The following is an 18,232-nucleotide window of genomic DNA, read 5'->3' as shown; positions in this document are numbered from 1 at the left end:
GATCGATCATGGCATCCAGCCGGGCGCGAAAAAAGTCGGGCGTGCTCATCTGTTCAGGTCCTCAAAACTCCCAGAAACTGAGCGTCATTGCACACAAAACCGAGAGTTCTGACCAGCCCCAATTGCCCGATCCCACCTGTATCCATCGAGATTGTGGCGGTTTTGCAAGGCCGACCCTTGAGCCCCGCGTGGCGATCCGCATGCCCAAGACCTTGTGACAGGTGATCCATGTACTCATCAAAGCGTTCGCTCGCATCCATCGTCCCTCACGCAAAGAATGAAGAGATGCACATAATGCCTTGATTTTTATGACACAGTAAGACTAGGAATGCAGGATCACAATCATGAACGCCGCGATGAAACGCAAGCCAGTGAGGGAGGCAATGCTGTCCTGGGGGCCAACGTGCAAGCCTGCTGCGCGCGGGGTGATCTGGAACATGGCGCAGACAGTTCAGCTCTTCAGCATGGTCGTGAGCTTGTAGCGGACGCCGCCAAGAAAGCGCGCTTTCTTGCGCAACACACGCATCTCTGCCTCTTGATGGGCCAGTATCTGCCTAAGATGGGCAATCTCTTCGTTGCTCTCCCGGCCATCAAGCACCGCCACCTTGAACAGGTCTTCATCTTCAAGAAACGCCTGCAATCCGTCTTCATGAACCACGGCCAGAGCAGGCACATCCTGTTCACTGGTCGCTGAGGCGCGCATGGCCCGCCTGAGAGCCGCCTCGGAATGGTGCCGCTCAAAGTGGGCCCTCGCCGCCTGCCCGTGGCTGCTCAGCAGCTCTGGGGTCAAGGCTTGCAGCACGCGGCCCAGTTCCTTGTCGTCGCGCCAGGTCAACACACCCGGATAACCCAGGTCGATGCCACTGAGGAAGCGTGAGCGGTAGTTCTGGTGGATGAGCACGGGCAGGCCCGTGGCCATGGCCTCGACCTGTGCCTTGCCCCCGCCGTAGGGAAACGACGTCATGTATAGATCGACCCCCTGCTCGATCAGGGCACGAGACACGGAGTCTACCCATGGCAGGTGCGTGAAGCGACTCCCATCCACGCCGTGCGAGGCAAGGCTCTGACCTATGCGTTCCAACTGGCCCGCACTGAGTTGTCCGATGTGGAGATGCCGCCCTCCCGTGGCCCTCAGCATGGGCCCCAGTAGATCGAGATACTGGTACCGATAACGGGGATCATCGAATTTTTCGGGGCGCCCTACACAACAGGTCACAGCATGCCCTTCGGCCATGAACGCACCACCATGCCGGTGTGCCTTCGTGGACGACAGCGTCAGTGGCCAGAACACATTGTTCGTTAGACCCAGGGCTTGCCGGCAGTTGCAGAAGGCGAAATTGCTGAGGTCCACGTGAACCATGGATGGACACGTGACACCCAGACTGAGATGGTGATCGCCATGGTGCACAAAGACGACCTTGCGGGCTCCGCACGCCAGCCCTGCGACGATCCCTGTTGCATCCTGGTTGTGTACCAACAGCACCAAAGTGTCAGGCCGCCTTTCACGCAGAAACGCCATCGTGCTGTCTAGTCGCTCTCCGCTGCCCTGCCCTGCTGCGATGCCCAACGGCACGCCGATCAATGCGGCATGACCTTGCTGCGTCGACGCATCAATGCGCTCAAAGTTGTTTGTGAGAAACAAGTCGATCGGCTGGGGAATGTCACCCAAGCGGATCAGGTCCTTGATAACTTCGACGTGCCCTCCCGCCGCGGCCAGTTCGGTGGCCACGATGACCGTGCCACCACCTTGCCCCGTGTGGGAAACGGGGGCAGGCATGATCTCTGGTACCGCCAAGGCTACCCGCTCGCAAAGTCGGTCCAGTCGGAAACTGGCGTACACACGCGCAACCGATCGTGGATGGTTGATGACCGTGTCCACGGCATCGCGGATCGCGTCCAGAGCACCGCCAACACGCCTGTCGCGGAGATGCCCGTCCACCTCCTGCTCTATCTCATCCAGGGACAGTTCAGCACAGGTCTTCAGCACGACAGCCCCTCCACCTCGAGCACGGCCTCGACCACTCGCCGGCGTTGCTCGGGCGTGATGTGTGGGCCGATGGGCAGGCTCAGCACCTCATCCGCCAATCGCTCAGCGATGGGAAGCGCGCCCTTCTTCAGGCCCAGGTCCGCGTAGGCCTGCTGCAGATGCGGCGCGATCGGGTAATGGATCAGGGTGTCGACACCACGATCGGCCAATGCCTTGTGCAAATGGTCTCGATCAGGGTGTCGCACGACGAACAGATGCCAGGCACACAAGGTTCCCTTGGGCTCGACGGGCAGCGTCAGGCGCGTGGCCTGGCCAAGGTGCTCCTGGTAATACCGGGCGGTCTGCGCTCGCCGTTCGTTCCACTCGTCCAGCACCTGGAGCTTGGTGCCGAGCACCGCCGCCTGGATCGGATCAAGCCGGCTGTTGAGCCCACGCACCTCGTTCACGTAACGACGAGCCGAACCGTAGTTCCTCAGCGCCCGGATCTTGTCCGCCAGCGCACCTTCCCTGAGGGTGAGCCCGCCGGCATCGCCCATGGCGCCCAGATTCTTGCTGGGATAGAAGCTCCAGGCCACCAAGTCGCCATGGCTGCCGATTCGACGTCCCTTGTACCGAGCTCCGTGCGCCTGCGCAGCATCCTCCAGAACCGCGAGACCATGGCGTGCCGCGATCTGGCAGATGGCGTCCATGTCTGCCGGCAAGCCATACAGGTGGACAGGAAGGATCGCCCTCGTCCTGCTGGTGATGGCCTGTTCAATCAGGGCTGGGTCGATGTTGTGGGTCAAGGGGTCAGGCTCGACCGGGACCACCTTCGCACCGGCCTGTGTCACGGCCAGCCAAGTCGCGATGTAGGTGTTGGACGGCACGATGACCTCATCGCCAGGGCCGATGCCCAGCGCCAGCAAGCCGATGTGCAGCGCATCCAAACCGTTCGCGACGCCGACGCAGGACGTTGCCTCGCAATAGCCTGCAAAGGATTGCTCGAACGCTTCGACCTCTGGTCCGAGCACATACCAACCTGACTGGCTGACTCGGGCAATGGCAGTATCGACCTGCGACTTCAGCTCACTGTAGCCCGCGTGCAGATCAAGAAACGGCACCCGCATCAGGCGATTCCCTTTTCCATGAGGAAGGTGTCGTGGTCCCGGATGTAATCGGCTTCGTCATACAGCATGGATGCCAGCACCAGACACACGGAACCAGGGTCAAAGTTGACTTCGGAGGCCCAGATCATGGGCGGCACCAGCACCCCTTGCCACGGCCGGTTCAGATGGATGATGGACTGCTCGGTACCATCGTCCACGGCCACATCAAAGCTGCCGGAAAGGCAGACCAGGAATTGATAAAGCTCGCGATGTGCATGCGCCCCACGCCCCTCGGCGGTGGGCACGTCATACAGATAGAAAACGCGCTTGATGTCAAAGGGGATGTGGTTGCCACCTTCGATGAAGGTCAAGCTTCCTCGAACATCGATCTTGCGAGGAAGGTCGATGCGCACGCAATCCTTGATCTTCATGTTCTTCGCGTTCATTGGATGGTCAATTCATAGAACTCGTGGACAACACCGCCACCGCCAAATTCGCTCTTGAACTGGTACAGCCCCGAGTTCAGGATCTTGCCCGCCTCTTCGTTGCTGGTGCCGAAATCGAAGTAGCGGGCCCCCGCTTGGGCAGCACGCGAGATGACGGACTCAAAAATCGCATCCAGCGCATGCGTCTCATGGCCCCGCTCACTGGAGGCGATGTACTGGGCGTGCCAAACGTGGCGGGCATTGAACAGCACCACCGCAGCAACTGGCGTGCCTTCGCAATGGGCAGACGCGATCCGGATGAGGTCCGGGAAGCGTTGGTGCAAGGCTGCAAGCTCCTCGACCGTGTGCACGGGGCTCGCTCCGTGCTTGCGGGCCAAGTTGTCGGCGATCAACTGCCACACCTGCGGCCAGCCCAGCGTGTCCCACTCGACAGACACCTGAGCCAAGGATTTTTTCAAGGCCCTTCGCCGCCGCTCAGGCGCGGGCCGTCGATCCGACAGGCAGACACTCGAAGACAGATCACACCGGATGCGTACCGCGCCCAGCCTGAACAGCGCATACAGATCATCCTGCGCGGGAACCCTGCTGTAAGTCGAAGGCAAGGCCTTGTAGTGCAAAGCTGCGTATCCCTGGGCACGGTAGAAGTCGACCACCGACTGCAGCGCCTGCATCATGCGTTCGCCCCCAAGGCGCCCATCGTGGACCACGCCCCCATAGGTGGCCCCAGGATGGCTTACCACCAGGCGGGCATCGGCAGGACGCTCCGCCGCTGGGAACACGCCGATGATCGAGCGGTCATCCAGCAGCATGAGCGAGCAGTCCTTGAAACGGTCGCCATGGTAGGAAAGGAAACGCCTGGTGTGCAGCATGGTGCTGTTAAGAGCACCCTCACAAAAGCGCTCCCAGTCGGAGGCGCGGGCCTCGGTGTACGGCTCGACCCGGATGGTCATGCCAGACGCTCTGCGACGGCAAACCCGTCGCGGCCAAAACCGTTGCCGTTGTAGAAGCAGTACTCCTTGCCGTCGATGTCGATCACGGCGGCATACATCACGGCCTCGTTCTCGAAAGCAGCGTCGCTGATGTCCAAGCCGAACGCGTCGTCCTGACGATGCCAACTCAGCCCATCATGAGAGCTGGCGTACCCCATGCGGTAAGCGGCCAGTGAGCGCCACCTGACCGAATAGTAGAGATCATACGAAGCCTCTGCCCTTCGAAACAGCCAGGGCCGCCCAAAGCCGTGTTCGTCATCCTGGGTGATGGGCAACACCGTCACCCCTTCGGATGGCCAGTGGATGCCATCGTCCGACTCGGCATACTTCATGTCATACACGGGCATGGCCTTGCCGTTGAGCTCGGTCCATGAGCTGCCTGCTACGTACCACATTCGAAACCTGTCCTGCTCCTTCAGCACATAAGGGCCGCCACGGAAGAACATCTCCGCGTCGGACCGATCAAGGATGGGCGTGCGCCGCAGCCGCGTGAAGGTCTGTCCGCCATCACGACTCACGGCCACGCCGGAGAAGATCCGGTAGCGGATCCGGTGGCACAACTCGAACCCTGAGTAATACATGTACAGACCTCCGGCATCATCGACCCGGACGATGCTCAGGGGCATGAGGCCGTTGTCGTCGAACGCACCAGGCTCCCCCACATCCAGCACAGGTTGGGAGGCCACTGCCAGAACCCGCGTCGGATCCTGAGCACTGACATCCACATAGGTGGCCCGCCCCCGCCCTTCTCCATCGAGCGTCGTCAGGTAGACCCGAATCGTGGACTCGTCCAGGCGAAACGGGGTCGGCCCCATGGCATGGCTTTTCGACCACTCGTGCCGGCCATCCGTGTTCCAGACAACGCCCAGCTTGCGCCATTTCATTGCGGCACCTTGAAGAAGTCGAGCGTGGAAACTTTGTGCACTTCGGGCTTGGGCGCGCGGATCAACTGCGCAGGCAAGGTGTCTTTGGTCACCGTCACCGAGGGACTCAGCCAGTTGTCGGCGCCAATGGACACGTTGTTCGCGATGGTCGCGTTGACGCCCAGGAAGCTGGACGCACCGATGTCGCAGAAGCCCGATATCACGACATGCGACGACACGAAGCAGTGGTCCTGAATGCGGGTGTGATGCCCGATGTGGTTGCCACTCCAGAGCACAACGTTGCACCCCACCTTCACGAAAGGCTGCAACGTATTGTCCTCAAACACAAAGCAGTGTTCACCAAACTCCACGTTGTGCCAAACGAAAGCTCTGCTGCTGATATAGCTCGCTGGTTGGTACCCCATCGCCTTGGTCGCCTCATACAGGCGAGTGCGCAATCGGTTCAACTGGGTGTAGACCAGGGCGGCATAGAAGTGAACCGATCCTTGAGGGAAGCGCTCAGGCAGATCTTCGAGCGCCACCACCGGGAGGCCGAAAAGGCTGGCCTTGTCCAGGTAAGCCCGCTCCACTGCAAACGCGACCACCTCGTAAGGAGAGTCGTGCGTGAAGCACTCATACGCCACTTCCGCAAAAGCGCTGTCTCCGATGATCACCAGTTGATGAGTCTTTAGCATGTGTCTCTCAAGGCCTTGTGATCAGAACGTCTTCACGGCGATTGGCCATGGGCAGGCCGGGGTGCTGCGGCAACACATAGGCATCAAAGCCTTGTGCTCTCGCCCGCTGAAGAAGCGACAGAACAATCGCATCATCGAGTTGATCAAACTCGATGCGGTTGAACACCACCTCAGGCGCCTGGTCCGTTTTCATAAAGGTCTTGTGATAAGCGATGCCGGCTTCGCTGGCGAAGAAACGTTTTCGCTTGGACACGTTGGGGATGTCCCCCAGCAGAAGCTGGCCACCAGGCGCCAGAAGGCTCAACGCGGCGTCAATGAATCGGTAGAGCGCAGTATCAATGAGGGCGTACTGAAGCACGCTGTAGCAGACGATGACATCCACCTTCTGAGCAAGGCGTTCGTTCAACTCAGGGCACTTGGGAAACAGCGCGTCAACCTTTTCAACCCCTGAGCCACCAGGCAGCAAAGACAACATCTCGGCGCTGTCGATCAGGGTGAGTTGGTGTTGCCGGTCAACACACAGGTTGATCAACTTGTTTGGCAAGTCTGAACAGCCCGGGCCAATGTCCACCACGGTCTGAGCGGACCGCCCCAAATGGGTGGCCTTGGCGCAGATGTCAGCGAAAATCTGATCTTCGTAGCCATCCCTGTAAGCATCAGGAAAGCCGATTTTCTCGTACTTGGACAAGCTGGGGTCTGACGCCAGATCTCTGAAGTCTTCATAACCGAGTTGGGTAAAGTTCTTCGTCACCAGGTTGTCCCTATGGGCTTGAAAGTTACGCGGGTCACTACGAGTTTCGCACAAGCTGACAAGTGATGAACACGGTGCTGGACGGCGCCAAGAGCAGAAGGCATGGCGCTACCGACAGGTCAACGGGCCAGCCAAGTGTGAGCCCGGACGCGGGGTTGGGCTGCGATAGAGAAACTCTCTTCGTCCAATGTCAGGTTAGGGTTGTACGCTGGGTCGCAGGCTAGCAACTTCCCCCACCGTTGTACCATGTAGCGCTCTTCGCGCTGAAAACGATCACTCTTTTCCGGCGTGTCTTCCTGGCCCCGAGACACCGACTCGTGGTGCACAAACTCTGCATAAGGGTCATAGACAATGCGAAAACCTGCCTCGCGAATGCGCAGGCATAGATCGACATCATTGAACGCCACCGCCAGATTGGCTTCATCCAGCCCGCCGAGCTGCACATAGACATGGCGAGGCATCAGCATGCAGGCGGCCGTCACCGCAGACATTTCCTGCATGAGTTGAGGCCGAGCCATGTAGTGTGAATCGTCCCGCTTTTGATGCTTGAAGGGGTGGCCGGCGATCCCAGTGAGCCCAAGCATCACTCCCGCGTGCTGGATTGTCTCGTCGGGGTAAAACAGACGTGCGCCTACGGCGCCAACACCTGGCTGCACGGCTACCGACACCATCTCGTTCAGCCAATGCTCCTGCAGCACTTCAATGTCGTTGTTCATCAAGCAGAGGTACTCACCGGTCGCGTGTTGTACAGCTCGGTTGTTGAGCGCAGAGAAGTTGAACGGCGAAGCGTCTCGAAGCAGTTTTACCCTTGGATCGTCGGCAAAGCCGTTCAGCAGCCCCAAGGCATCAACGTCTACCGTTCCGTTGTCAACAATGATCAACTCAAAGTTGTCGTACTTCGTTGAATCAAGCAAAGGCTGTACGCACTTGCGCAGCAATTCAGGGCGATCCCTGGTGAGCAAAATGATGCTGACCCGAGGCAACACCTCGGGCAAAGCATAGTGAACCCGATAGAACGGGCCATCCTTCTCAACAACGGCCTCTACGCTCAATCTGTCGAGATGCCCCTGAATCGCCTTGCAACCATTGATCTGCGCATAAGGTTTGCAGTCCGGATTCTGTGCCGTACTGCCTTCGTGCATGCGCCAGTGGTAAAGCACCAAGGGAATGTGCACAACCTGAGAATTCTGCAGTTTTTCGGTGCAACGCAATATCAGGTCATGATCCTGTGATCCCTCAAACCCCTGACGAAAACCCCCAACCTCATTGATCAGGCTGCGTCGAATCACAGCAAGGTGGCAGATGTAATTTTGTGAACGCAGCAAAACAGCATTCCACTCCGGCTTGAAATGTGGGTCAAATCGGCGCCCCTTATCGTTGATCTTGTCTTCATCCGAATAGATCAGACCGGCATTTGGGTGGTCAGCAATAGCCCTCGCCACTGCGGCCAGTGCAAAATTAGCCAACAAATCGTCTTGATCAAGCAAAGCTACGAATTCCCCTGTAGCCAATTCGAGAGCACTGTTGGATGCTGCGGATATGTGGCCGTTATGCTCCCGAAACACAAACTTTATACGAGAATCTCGGAGGGCGAATGCTTTGATGGTCGCGCGAACCTCTGGGTTCGTCGAAGCATCATCGGCAATACACAGCTCTACCCGGCCATGGATCTGGCCAAGCACAGAATCAATGGCTTCGCGCAAATGACGGATATTGGGATTATAGGTCGGCATCACGACCGAAATCAGGGGGCCTGTGTCTCGGCAGCGGACACGCAGTTCGGCAGCTTGCTTGGCCGACAGATCGCCAAAGTCTTCAACCCAGCGCAAGTAAGATGGGGCCAACTTCTTCAGCCGCGCCTGCCTTCGCTGCTCAAGTCGCTTGTGATTCCAGCGGGAAATGATCTTGATTATAGGCATGGGGGAAAGCCGAGAGACCTCTGTATTCGTGCGGGATCAGCATTTTTAATTGCTTCAAATTGAAACAAACTTTTCCGAATGCGATCTACCTTGTGAAATCATCCACTGGCAAAACATCAAGCCAGAAAAGCATGTTGCTTTGCGCAGCGTAGCACCATGGCACCGTTGGTGATACCAGAGAAGATCAAAATAAAAAATACTGGCGCAACACGACCAGGGCTTGAGCGAAAGGCACGTGAGGCGTTCCGGCCAAGTAGTCCTTTGTTCGGGCAACCGTGGTTTCACGAGCGTAGGTCATGCTCTGCCCACGATAACTGTGGTCAACGCTCACCCGATCCACAATGCCCAAACGCCCATCCTCCATTAACTTTGGCCACACCAAGTCGAGTCCCCACCCCATGGGGGATCCAATATCAAAGGGCACCAAACGTTCAAACGCCGCGGGGGTCATTGAAAAAATGGGGCCGATTTCTACAAAACGGGTCAGGCGACCTGACAGCCAGGGCCTGCGCAGCGTAAATCGATGATCGTAAAAACTGTGGATCGCTCTGGCAGGCTGCGCAAGATCCAAGTTCAACGCATGTTGAACCGACACATAGGTATCCAAAAATCCATCTGGCACAAACACATCATCGTCACTGACGATCAGCAAGTCGTACTGGGCAAGATCAACCCCCTCCAGCAACAGATTCAGAACCGCGAACTTGTTGAGCGGAGATGACAGCAACAATGTGGTTGCTGCAGCCAGCCCCGGATGAGCATCTTTGCGAGAAAACGCAGCCCAACGTTGATCCACCATCAACGCGCTGCTCTGCATGAACCGCTCATAGAGGTGTGCGGCCAAGTTGAATCGATCACCCAGATAAATGCCCAGCACCAGAACGCGTTGACCACGCACAGCTTGCAAAGCATCGTGGGCAGGCTTGACACTCCAACGGCGGAAAAGCGTTTGCAGGGTATTGCGCAAAAAACGCCATCGCTGACTTCGAAACATGCTAACGGCCTTAACTAATTCAATGTCCAGCATTGCAAATTGATCGACACACAGTGAAACCGAACCTGAGATCATTGACCCCATAAAAATCATCCGTCCAAGTCATCTTCACAGTGCATGGGGCCTCAAAGAATTAAGCGTCATAGTCTGGTCACTTTAAAAAAATGGAAGCGATACTTCCTTGCCTGAAAAACCCCCATCGCAAATAACGCTCAATACGCTCGCGTTCCTTTTTACGAAGCTTGATAAGCGGCGCGGTGTGAGTCGCGGCCTTCCTGATCAATATTAGCCATAGCAGAGTGCGACGCTTCCAGCCGACTTGCGCATGATGGAGGTATGCGCTGTCTTCCGCTTTGATCAGGCGCATACCTGTGGTCCCGCTTTCGTGCAGAACATACTGGGCTGCCACATGGGCCGCCAAGTATTTCGGGTTGTCTATCGCACCCACCACCTGCTCATAAATACCCTTCGATTCCAGTTTTTGCAGAAACTGCAATTCACTGGCCTCAATGACTTCTTCCGTAAAAACCTGACACCATCTGGTGACAAAAACATTGCCGGCTGGTGCTGCAAAGCACCAATTCTCGATGACCGGGCGGTCCCGGCGGGTGGTGTACCCCTCCAAGTAAAAACCAGTGAACCGACCTTTCGAGCGTTGCGGATCAACAAGCCAATCCAGTGAGCGGGTCAAGAGGATGGAAGCATCCATCCACACCCCACCATGACGAGACACCAATGCCAACCTCAACCAATCGGCTTTGCGGAAATTGCTCAGTTTGTCAAAACCCCGAGGCAAATCTGCTTGCTGGATGAACCGATTCACAGTGCCCGCATGCAAAAGCTCAACGCGATAGCCGGGATTCAAGCGCCTCCACCCATCCACGCAACGCTGCACGATCAAGGGGGGTGTGGCATCGTGCCAAAACGACCAGATGATCTTCGGTATGGGGGCAGCAGTGGCATCGTTGTCAGCATCGCGGCCAACCACATCGATCACCGTCATGGGCGGCAGTTCCAGGTCAAGCGAATTCATGGCGAGCCAACTTTCGAGGGCGTGAGAGCTCGCAACCAGAATGCCAGGCGCAGCCATCGCCAGAGCCACCCATGCCGTCGATAGGCGGTTCGCAAGCTGCTGGGGCCCAACGTGATCGAATGATCAAAATTGGCCCGCGCTTCAAGCCCCAATGCCCTGGCTGTCGGCGGCTTGGCTCTGTCCAGATACCTCGCCACACAGATGAAGTTCTTGGCCACGCAGAAATCGATTGAGAACATCGCCTCATGGCTGAGTGGAGGATCGCAACTCAGCGCCTCCTGCCGATAGCCCAGCATCGCCTGAGACAGGTCTCTGGCCTTGGCCTCTGACATGGCCGCCAGGATGCTTCCCGCACGCTGCCGATAGGCCACCCAAACACTGTCTTGATAGAAATAGCTCCGCGCCCTCAAGGCCAAGCGGGCTGTGACCGGCATGTCCTCAAAGAAGCGCCCCTCCGGAAACCTCAGCCCGCCAGACCAAAGCTCCCGCTTCGAGATCTTTGACCAGATGTGCATGTGCCCTGGGCTGAACATCCCTTCCACCAACGCAGACCGATCCGTCAACAACTGCCTGGCCGGCCCTTTGAACGTATGCCGGTGCAGTTCACCGCGCAAGCGATGCTTCAGCTTTGTGGGCTGTCGCCACATCTTGAAATCGCACAGAATCAACTCGGGGGCATGCTGATCAACAATGGACTTCAAGGAAGCCAGCGCACCCGGCATGAGCTTGTCATCCGAGTCCACAAACCACAGATATCGCCCCTTGGCCGCGGCCAGCATGGTGTTGCGCGCCGCACTCAGCCCACGGTTGCGCTCATGCTTCATCAACGTCAGCCGGCCAGGCCACTCGCTTTGCAGCGTGCGCATCAGGTCAGCGGAGCCATCGGTGGCGCAGTCATCGAGCAGCACGATCTCGACGTGCTCATCGCACTGCTGCACGATGGATTCAACGCACTCCCGCAGATAGGGCTCCACGTTGAAAACCGGGAGCAGGATGCTCAGCCAGGGATCAGCACTCATGAGGATCGCTTCGACGTCTCGGCAAGATCCATGAACAGGCTTTCGTAGCGCGCGGTCATGATCTCTCGACTGTGTTTTGATAGGGCTGCCGCACGTCCGCGGGCGGCCAATCCGGCAGCAGTGATCGGGTCCCGCAGCAACTGATGAAGGACCTCGGCCAACGCCGCAGGATCGCTTTCAGGTACCAGCCGACCATTATCCCCATCTTCGATCAACTCGCTGACACCCACCACATCGCTGCCAACCACGGCACAGCCGGCCGCCATGGCTTCAACCAGCGCCAGGGGCATGCCCTCGTAATGCGTGCTCAGCACCGCGATCTGGTGCGTCATCAGCAAGCGTGGCACATGGTCGCAAAAACCCAGAAACCGCACCTGCCCGGCAATGCCCAGTTGAGCCGTGAGCCTCTCCGCACGGCGCCGGGCCGACGCCTTGCCACCACCGGCCAGCAGCACAGGCGGCTTCATCCCCTTCTCGGCCAGCAGCGCGATGGCCTTCAGCAGCGTGGCGTGATCCTTCTGACCGGAAAACCGCGCCGACATGACAATGCCCGGCACGCGCTCCGCGAAGGGGTGTTGCTCGGCACCCTCGAAAGGCTCCAGCCGGATCCCGTTCGGAATGGCGGTGGTGATGTCAGCCGGAAAACCCAGCTCCAGCAGTCGCTTTCGAACCCCTTCAGAGCAGCCCACGATCTGGGTGGTGCGCCGGGCCAGCCAGCGTGCCTGCGCCAGGCGCCAGGGGGTGTAGCGCTCGCGCGAGTTGTGCTCTACGTGGATCAGCACCGGCACCTTGGCCAGCAGGCCTGCGTACCGGCCCAACAAGTGCTCGCTGAAGCCATGCGCCACCAGCACATCGGGCTGAAACCGCTGGCAAACGGCCACCAGCGATGACACGGTCGCCGCATGGGCCCAACCCGGGACGGTCTCCACCGGGATCGTGGCCTGCAGCGCCATGACCCGTGCCGGGTCAGTCTTGCGCTTGCGCCTCAAGACCAGCAAGGGTTTCACGGATGAGCCCGCCCGGCATGCCGCCGACACCAGCTCGATGGCCACCTGCGTCGCGCCCGAAAAACCACCAGAGACAAAGTGCAGTACCCTCAGCGGCTCCATGGCCGGTGTGTCAGTCGCACCCGCTGCCGGCATGCTCATAATTCTGGTTCATCAGAGAAGAAGGCAAGATTTTGCCACCTCAAGACGATAATTCCGGCATGACATCTGAAGAGAACACGCTCTCCGGCCTGGCTGCCCAGGTGATCGACCTGCACGACGCGGCCCTGGCAGCCTCGGGCGGACCGCCAGTGGCCGCACCGGCTGAGCCGCAAGACTTCAACCACCTTTACTGGATCCGTGCCAACCACCGCTTCAACAGCCTGCTGTGGGCTGAAGAGGATCTGGCGCGCCGCACCCAGGTCGGCGATTCGGAGATCGCCGCCAACAAACGGGCCATCGACGGGTACAACCAGGCCCGCAACGATGCCACCGAGCGGGTCGACGAACTGCTGCTGGTCAGCCTCGGCCTGGTCGACCGTGCCTCGGCAGCCACGGCGTCCCCCGTGTCCCTGGCATCGGCCTCTGCTCGACTGAACAGCGAAACCGCCGGCAGCATCATCGACCGGATGTCGATCATGGCCCTGAAGGTCCACGCCATGCGCTGGCAGACGCAGCGCACCGACGTCGATGATGAGCACCGCCAATCCAGCGCCGTCAAGCTGGCACGCCTAGAGCAGCAACGCAAGGATCTGGCCTCGTGCCTGGATCGCCTGGTGGCCGACTGCCAGTCCGGCGCTGCTCACTTCAAGATCTACCGCCAGTTCAAGATGTACAATGACCCCCGCTTCAACCCCGCCCTGGTGGCCGAGCGTGGCCCATCGCAAGGCAAGGCGTGAGGGTTCTGATCGTCAAGACCAGTTCCATGGGCGATGTGGTGCACGCATTGCCCGCCTTGAGCGACATGGTCCACGCGATCCCCGGGCTGCAGATCGACTGGCTGGTCGAGAAGAGCTTTTCGGCCATCCCGTCGCAGCACCGTGCCGTGCAGCGCGTCATCCCCATCCAGTGGCGCAAGTGGCGCAAATCGCTGCGCTCACCGGACACCCGGGCCGCACTGAGCCAGTGGCGAGCCGAAATGAAGCAGAGCCGCTACGACCTCATCATCGACATGCAGGGCTTGCTCAAAAGCGCCAGCTTTGCCTGTTTTGCCACGGGCCCACGGGCAGGCTATGACTGGCGCAGTATCCGCGAGCCACTGGCCAGCCTGCTCTACCAGCGCCGCGCTCGCGTGCCCCGCGACCTGCACGCCGTAGACCGTTGCCGCCGGCTCGCCGCTCACGCGCTGGCCTACCCGCTGCCAACCACGCCGCCAGACTTCGGTCTGCGCCAAAACACCCCGGCTTGGCAACCTGCGTCGGGGCCCTACGCTGTGCTGATTCCGTGTGCCAGCCGGCCAGAAAAGCTGTGGCCGCAAGCCGACTGGATCGCGGTGGGGCGTCAACTCATGCAAAACGGCCTGGCGGTGGCCGTGATGTGGGGCAGCCCTGACGAACAGTTGCGCGCCCAAGAGATCGCCCAGGCCATCGGCGCCGCCGTGCCACCCTTTCTGACCGTGGCCGAGGCGGCTGACACCCTGGCACAAGCACAGATCGTGGTCGGGCTGGACACCGGCATGACCCACATCGCGGCTGCACACGGACGCACCACCATCGGCATCTACTGCGATCACGAACCCGGCCTGGCCGGCGTCACCGGCTCCGGCCGCGTGACCAGCCTGGGCGGCAAAGGCCAGGTACCGTCCCTACAAGCCGTGCTGGACGCGGTCGCTGCTCACTGATCATGGACTACAAAGACACCTCCAAACGGCTGTGGCAATACGCGCGCCCTCAATGGCGCATGCTGGCAGGCACGATCGGATTCTTCATCGCCAGCTCAGCCGTTGAACCATTGATTCCGGAGCTGTTCAAGCGCCTGCTCGACTCGGGCTTCAAAGAAGGCTTGCAGTACCCGCTGTGGGTGGTACCTGCTGTGGTGATCGGCCTGTTCACCATCCGCGGCCTGTTCTCGTTCATGGGCACCTTCACCATGAACTCGGCCACCTCCAGCATGGTCATGGCGCTGCGCAGAGACCTCATGCGGGGCCTGCTCAAGGCAGATGCCAGCTTGTTCACCCGCATTGGCCCTGGCCTGGCTGTGACCAAAGTTATCAATGACCCTCAAGTTGCTGCGAACAGCCTGGGTGGATCGGCTGTCGCGTTCCTCAAGGATGGCACCACGCTGCTGTGTCTTGTCGGCTACCTCTTTTATCTCAACTGGCAGCTCACCATGCTGTCCATGGTAGTGGCCCCCTTGCTGGGCCTGACTGTCAAGCTGGTGCAAAAGCGGCTGACTCACGTGGGCGAAGCAACCTACCAGGCCCAACAGACCATGGTCGGCACGGTGGACGATAACGCCCGCGCCTGGCGGGTGGTGCGCACCTTCGATGCCGCTGATTTCGAAACCGGTCGCTTCGATGTGCAGGCCAACCACCATCGGCGCATGTACATGAAACAGGTGGTGGCCAGCAACATGGTGAGCCCACTCACACAAATCGTGGCGGCCATCGGTGTGGCCATCATCCTGACCCTGGCCCTGTCGCAAGCGCAGACTGACCAGAAAACGGTGGGGGATTTCACCGCCTTCATCATGGCCATGCTGCTGGCCATCCGCCCTCTGCGCACAGTCACGGACCTGTATCAGCCCATCAACAACGCTTTGATCGCTGCCCGAGGAGCCTTCGAGCTCATCGATGCCCCGCCTGAGCCCGACCTGGGCACCGCAGAAATGCCCACCTGCCAGGGACACATCGTCTTTGACCGCGTCCGGCTGGATTACGAAGGGGCCGCCTACCCTGCCTTGCGCAGCCTGGACCTGGACATCCAGGCAGGCCAGACCGTGGCGCTGGTGGGCTCATCAGGGGCTGGCAAGACCACCGTGGTCAACGCCCTGCTGCGCTTTGCCAACCCATCCGAAGGCCAGATCCGCATCGATGGCACCCCCATCGACAGCCTCAAGCTGGCCAGCCTGCGCCGACACTTTGCCGTCGTGTCGCAAGACATCGTGCTGTTCGAAGGCTCGGTCGCCCAGAACGTGGCGTATGCCAGTGCAGGCGGTGTTGATCGAGACAAGGTCGAACGCTGCCTGCGCGCCGCCAACCTGTGGAACCACATCACCACCCTGCCGGAAGGCATGGATGCGCCTGTGGGCACCAACGGCAGCCGCTTTTCTGGAGGCCAGCGCCAGCGCCTGGCCATCGCCCGCGCCCTGTACCGCGATGCCGCCATCTGGATCTTTGACGAGGCCACCTCGGCCCTGGATTCAGAGTCGGAAGCAATCGTTCAGCGCTCCATCGAAGACCTGCGCGGCAACAAAACCCTGATCCTGATCGCCCACCGCCTGAGCACCATCAAGAACGCCGACCGCATCTTCGTGATGTCCGAAGGCAAGGTGGCTGAGCAGGGCTCCCACGCCGAGCTCATGGCTCAGGGCGGCATCTACGCCGGCATGGTGCGCATCCAGGCCGCTGACTGAATCAGCAACCCCTTGTCACGTTTTTGTTGGGAAAATGCCTTGAAATTCAGGGCAAATCTCACTAGACGCGCCCAAGGCAAGGTTTACAGTCAGCCTTTGGGCCGGTGCGGGCATTCGCCCGGATAATCGGCAAAAGCGCTTTATTTTTATTCAGGACATGGCAGAACCCTTGGCGGAATCCCCGGGAACGCTGTCTGGCGTCGCACGGGTACTGGTCAATGCCGGCAAGCTCGACAGCCGGGAGGCGGAAGAGCTCACGCGCACAGCCCGAGAGCAGCGCCGCAGTTTCGTCACGACCTTGCTGACCGCGGGCAAGGTCAAGTCCGATGAGTTGGCTCACACCCTGTCGCGCGCCTTGTCGGTGCCCTTGCTCGACCTGAGCGCACTGGATGTCCAGCGCCTGCCGCAGGGCGTGATCGACGCCAAGCTGTCCAACCAGTACCAAGTACTGGTGCTCTCCAAGCGGGGCAGCCGGCTGTTTGTAGCCGGCGCCGACCCGACCGACCAGGAAGCCATCGAACGCATCAAGTTCGCCACCCAGCTCAACCCCGAGTGGGTCATCGTCGAGCATGACAAACTGGTCAAGGTTCTGGAAGGCACCACGGGCTCGACAGCCGACCAGATCGCGGCGATCGCCAACGAAGATTTCGATTTCGACATCACCGACGACGCCTCCGAGCCCCAGCAGGAGACACAGAGCCTGGCCTCCGAGGTCGAGGACGCGCCCGTCGTGAAGTTCCTGCAGAAGATGCTGGTCGATGCCATCAATGCGCGCGCATCCGATCTGCACTTCGAGCCCTACGAGTACAACTACCGCGTGCGCTTTCGCATCGACGGCGAACTGCGCGAGATCACGCAGCCGCCGGTGGCCATCAAGGACAAACTGGCCTCACGCATCAAGGTCATCTCGCGGCTGGACATCGCCGAAAAGCGCGTGCCGCAAGATGGCCGCATGAAGCTGAAGTTCGGCACCAAGTCGATCGACTTCCGCGTCAGCACCCTGCCCACGCTCTTCGGCGAGAAGATCGTGATCCGGATCCTGGACCCGTCCAGCGCCAAGCTGGGCATCGAAGCCCTGGGTTACGAGCCGGAAGAAAAAGCCCGCCTGCTGGACGCCATCGTGCGCCCCTACGGGATGGTGCTGGTCACCGGCCCTACGGGCTCGGGCAAGACGGTGTCGCTCTACACCTGCCTGAACATCTTGAACCAGCCGGGCGTCAACATCTCCACGGTGGAGGATCCGGCTGAAATCAACCTGCCGGGCATCAACCAGGTCAACGTCAACGACAAGGCGGGGATGAACTTCTCCACCGCGCTCAAGGCTTTCCTGCGCCAGGATCCCGACGTGATCATGGTCGGTGAAATCCGTGACCTGGAGACCGCCGACATCGCCATCAAGGCGGCGCAAACGGGTCACATGGTGATGTCCACGCTGCACACCAACGATGCGCCCACCACGCTGACCCGCCTGATGAACATGGGTGTTCCCTTGTTCAACATCGCCTCCAGCGTGATTCTGATCACCGCGCAACGCCTGGTGCGCCGCCTGTGCGAGAACTGCAAGGCCCCCGCCGAATACCCACGCGACGCCATGGTCAAAGCCGGCTTCACCGACGAGCAACTGGAAGGCAACTGGAAGCCCTACCGCGCCATCGGCTGCTCGAGCTGCAACAACGGCTACAAGGGCCGCGTGGGCCTGTACCAGGTGATGCCCATCACGGAAGAAATGCAGCGCATCATCCTGAACCAGGGCACGGCCATGGACATCGCCAAGCAGGCCCAAGTCGAAGGTGTGCGCGACTTGCGCCAATCAGGCCTGGTCAAGGTACGCGGCGGTGTCACCACGCTGGAAGAAGTCATTTCGGCCACCAACGACTAACAACCCTCGCCAG

The 18,232-nt window shown here is 59.8% G+C and carries 17 protein-coding genes; 5 read left to right on the top strand and 12 right to left on the bottom strand.

Annotated elements, in window-relative coordinates; all coding sequences use genetic code 11:
* On the top strand, positions 1-218 hold a 218-nt coding region (locus WAQ08_RS15895), incomplete at its 5' end, for a hypothetical protein (protein WP_422192828.1).
* Positions 219-451: 233 nt separating this feature from the next.
* On the opposite strand, the gene WAQ08_RS15890 is transcribed toward WAQ08_RS15895, so the two are convergent.
* The 12 genes from WAQ08_RS15890 to WAQ08_RS15835 form a co-directional block, all read right to left on the bottom strand.
* Positions 452-1,987, bottom strand: a complete 1,536-nt coding sequence (locus WAQ08_RS15890) for a hypothetical protein (protein WP_422192820.1) — start codon at positions 1,985-1,987, stop codon at positions 452-454.
* Entirely contained in the window at positions 1,981-3,093 is a 1,113-nt protein-coding gene (locus WAQ08_RS15885; RefSeq protein WP_422192818.1) for a DegT/DnrJ/EryC1/StrS family aminotransferase, read from the bottom strand. Before WAQ08_RS15885 ends, WAQ08_RS15890 begins: the two co-directional genes overlap by 7 nt.
* Entirely contained in the window at positions 3,093-3,503 is a 411-nt protein-coding gene (locus WAQ08_RS15880) for a sugar 3,4-ketoisomerase (RefSeq protein ID WP_422192826.1), read from the bottom strand. The genes WAQ08_RS15885 and WAQ08_RS15880 overlap by 1 nt, the downstream gene beginning before the upstream one ends.
* Before the next feature lie 11 nt (positions 3,504-3,514).
* The gene (locus WAQ08_RS15875) at positions 3,515-4,468 is read right to left on the bottom strand and encodes a GNAT family N-acetyltransferase (RefSeq protein WP_422192816.1); all 954 of its coding nucleotides are present in this window, start codon (positions 4,466-4,468) and stop codon (positions 3,515-3,517) included.
* Positions 4,465-5,391 (bottom strand): hypothetical protein, encoded by a 927-nt coding sequence (locus WAQ08_RS15870; protein WP_422192815.1) that lies wholly within the window; start codon positions 5,389-5,391, stop codon positions 4,465-4,467. Before WAQ08_RS15870 ends, WAQ08_RS15875 begins: the two co-directional genes overlap by 4 nt.
* Entirely contained in the window at positions 5,388-6,065 is a 678-nt protein-coding gene (locus WAQ08_RS15865; RefSeq protein WP_422192813.1) for an acetyltransferase, read from the bottom strand. Before WAQ08_RS15865 ends, WAQ08_RS15870 begins: the two co-directional genes overlap by 4 nt.
* 7 nt (positions 6,066-6,072) lie before the next feature.
* A complete protein-coding gene (locus tag WAQ08_RS15860; RefSeq protein WP_422192811.1) occupies positions 6,073-6,816 on the bottom strand; it encodes an SAM-dependent methyltransferase in 744 nt (247 codons plus the stop codon).
* 119 nt (positions 6,817-6,935) lie between these two features.
* A complete protein-coding gene (locus tag WAQ08_RS15855) occupies positions 6,936-8,735 on the bottom strand; it encodes a glycosyltransferase family 2 protein (RefSeq protein WP_422192810.1) in 1,800 nt (599 codons plus the stop codon).
* 184 nt (positions 8,736-8,919) lie between these two features.
* The gene (locus tag WAQ08_RS15850) at positions 8,920-9,813 is read right to left on the bottom strand and encodes a hypothetical protein (protein WP_422192808.1); all 894 of its coding nucleotides are present in this window, start codon (positions 9,811-9,813) and stop codon (positions 8,920-8,922) included.
* A gap of 67 nt (positions 9,814-9,880) precedes the next feature.
* The gene (locus tag WAQ08_RS15845) at positions 9,881-10,732 is read right to left on the bottom strand and encodes a glycosyltransferase family 32 protein (protein ID WP_422192806.1); all 852 of its coding nucleotides are present in this window, start codon (positions 10,730-10,732) and stop codon (positions 9,881-9,883) included.
* A gap of 26 nt (positions 10,733-10,758) precedes the next feature.
* Positions 10,759-11,781, bottom strand: a complete 1,023-nt coding sequence (locus WAQ08_RS15840; protein WP_422192804.1) for a glycosyltransferase family 2 protein — start codon at positions 11,779-11,781, stop codon at positions 10,759-10,761.
* Positions 11,778-12,890 carry a glycosyltransferase gene (locus tag WAQ08_RS15835; protein WP_422192802.1) on the bottom strand — a complete coding sequence of 371 codons (1,113 nt, stop codon included), beginning with the start codon at positions 12,888-12,890 and terminating at the stop codon, positions 11,778-11,780. Before WAQ08_RS15835 ends, WAQ08_RS15840 begins: the two co-directional genes overlap by 4 nt.
* A gap of 98 nt (positions 12,891-12,988) precedes the next feature.
* On the opposite strand from WAQ08_RS15835, the gene WAQ08_RS15830 reads away from it, so the two are divergent.
* The 4 genes from WAQ08_RS15830 to pilB all read left to right on the top strand — a co-directional run bounded on the left by WAQ08_RS15830 (position 12,989) and on the right by pilB (position 18,219).
* Complete coding sequence (locus WAQ08_RS15830; RefSeq protein ID WP_422192800.1) at positions 12,989-13,666, top strand: DUF4254 domain-containing protein; 678 nt, start codon at positions 12,989-12,991, stop codon at positions 13,664-13,666.
* Positions 13,663-14,607: a lipopolysaccharide heptosyltransferase I gene (gene waaC, locus WAQ08_RS15825; protein ID WP_422192798.1), complete on the top strand. Its 945-nt coding sequence runs from the start codon at positions 13,663-13,665 to the stop codon at positions 14,605-14,607. Before WAQ08_RS15830 ends, waaC begins: the two co-directional genes overlap by 4 nt.
* A 2-nt stretch (positions 14,608-14,609) precedes the next feature.
* Positions 14,610-16,340: an ABC transporter ATP-binding protein gene (locus tag WAQ08_RS15820; protein WP_422192797.1), complete on the top strand. Its 1,731-nt coding sequence runs from the start codon at positions 14,610-14,612 to the stop codon at positions 16,338-16,340.
* Between the two features lie 157 nt (positions 16,341-16,497).
* On the top strand, positions 16,498-18,219 hold the full coding sequence (gene pilB / locus WAQ08_RS15815) for a type IV-A pilus assembly ATPase PilB (RefSeq protein ID WP_422192795.1): 1,722 nt from the start codon (positions 16,498-16,500) through the stop codon (positions 18,217-18,219).
* Positions 18,220-18,232: the final 13 nt, after the last annotated feature.

It is taken from the genome of Aquabacterium sp., from assembly GCF_049274795.1.
In the GTDB taxonomy this organism is placed as follows: Bacteria; Pseudomonadota; Gammaproteobacteria; order Burkholderiales; family Burkholderiaceae_C; genus Aquabacterium.
This window is presented reverse-complemented; position numbering and strand designations above follow the sequence as displayed.

Coding starts and splice junctions, on each gene's coding strand:
- WAQ08_RS15855 (WP_422192810.1), bottom strand. CDS start 8,735: ATGCCTATAATCAAGATCATTTCCCGCTGGAATCACAAGCGACTTGAG.
- WAQ08_RS15835 (WP_422192802.1), bottom strand. CDS start 12,890: ATGGAGCCGCTGAGGGTACTGCACTTTGTCTCTGGTGGTTTTTCGGGC.
- WAQ08_RS15885 (WP_422192818.1), bottom strand. CDS start 3,093: ATGCGGGTGCCGTTTCTTGATCTGCACGCGGGCTACAGTGAGCTGAAG.
- WAQ08_RS15845 (WP_422192806.1), bottom strand. CDS start 10,732: ATGACGGTGATCGATGTGGTTGGCCGCGATGCTGACAACGATGCCACT.
- WAQ08_RS15850 (WP_422192808.1), bottom strand. CDS start 9,813: ATGGGGTCAATGATCTCAGGTTCGGTTTCACTGTGTGTCGATCAATTT.
- WAQ08_RS15875 (WP_422192816.1), bottom strand. CDS start 4,468: ATGACCATCCGGGTCGAGCCGTACACCGAGGCCCGCGCCTCCGACTGG.
- WAQ08_RS15880 (WP_422192826.1), bottom strand. CDS start 3,503: ATGAAGATCAAGGATTGCGTGCGCATCGACCTTCCTCGCAAGATCGAT.
- WAQ08_RS15865 (WP_422192813.1), bottom strand. CDS start 6,065: ATGCTAAAGACTCATCAACTGGTGATCATCGGAGACAGCGCTTTTGCG.
- WAQ08_RS15820 (WP_422192797.1), top strand. CDS start 14,610: ATGGACTACAAAGACACCTCCAAACGGCTGTGGCAATACGCGCGCCCT.
- WAQ08_RS15840 (WP_422192804.1), bottom strand. CDS start 11,781: ATGAGTGCTGATCCCTGGCTGAGCATCCTGCTCCCGGTTTTCAACGTG.
- WAQ08_RS15830 (WP_422192800.1), top strand. CDS start 12,989: ATGACATCTGAAGAGAACACGCTCTCCGGCCTGGCTGCCCAGGTGATC.
- WAQ08_RS15870 (WP_422192815.1), bottom strand. CDS start 5,391: ATGAAATGGCGCAAGCTGGGCGTTGTCTGGAACACGGATGGCCGGCAC.
- pilB (WP_422192795.1), top strand. CDS start 16,498: ATGGCAGAACCCTTGGCGGAATCCCCGGGAACGCTGTCTGGCGTCGCA.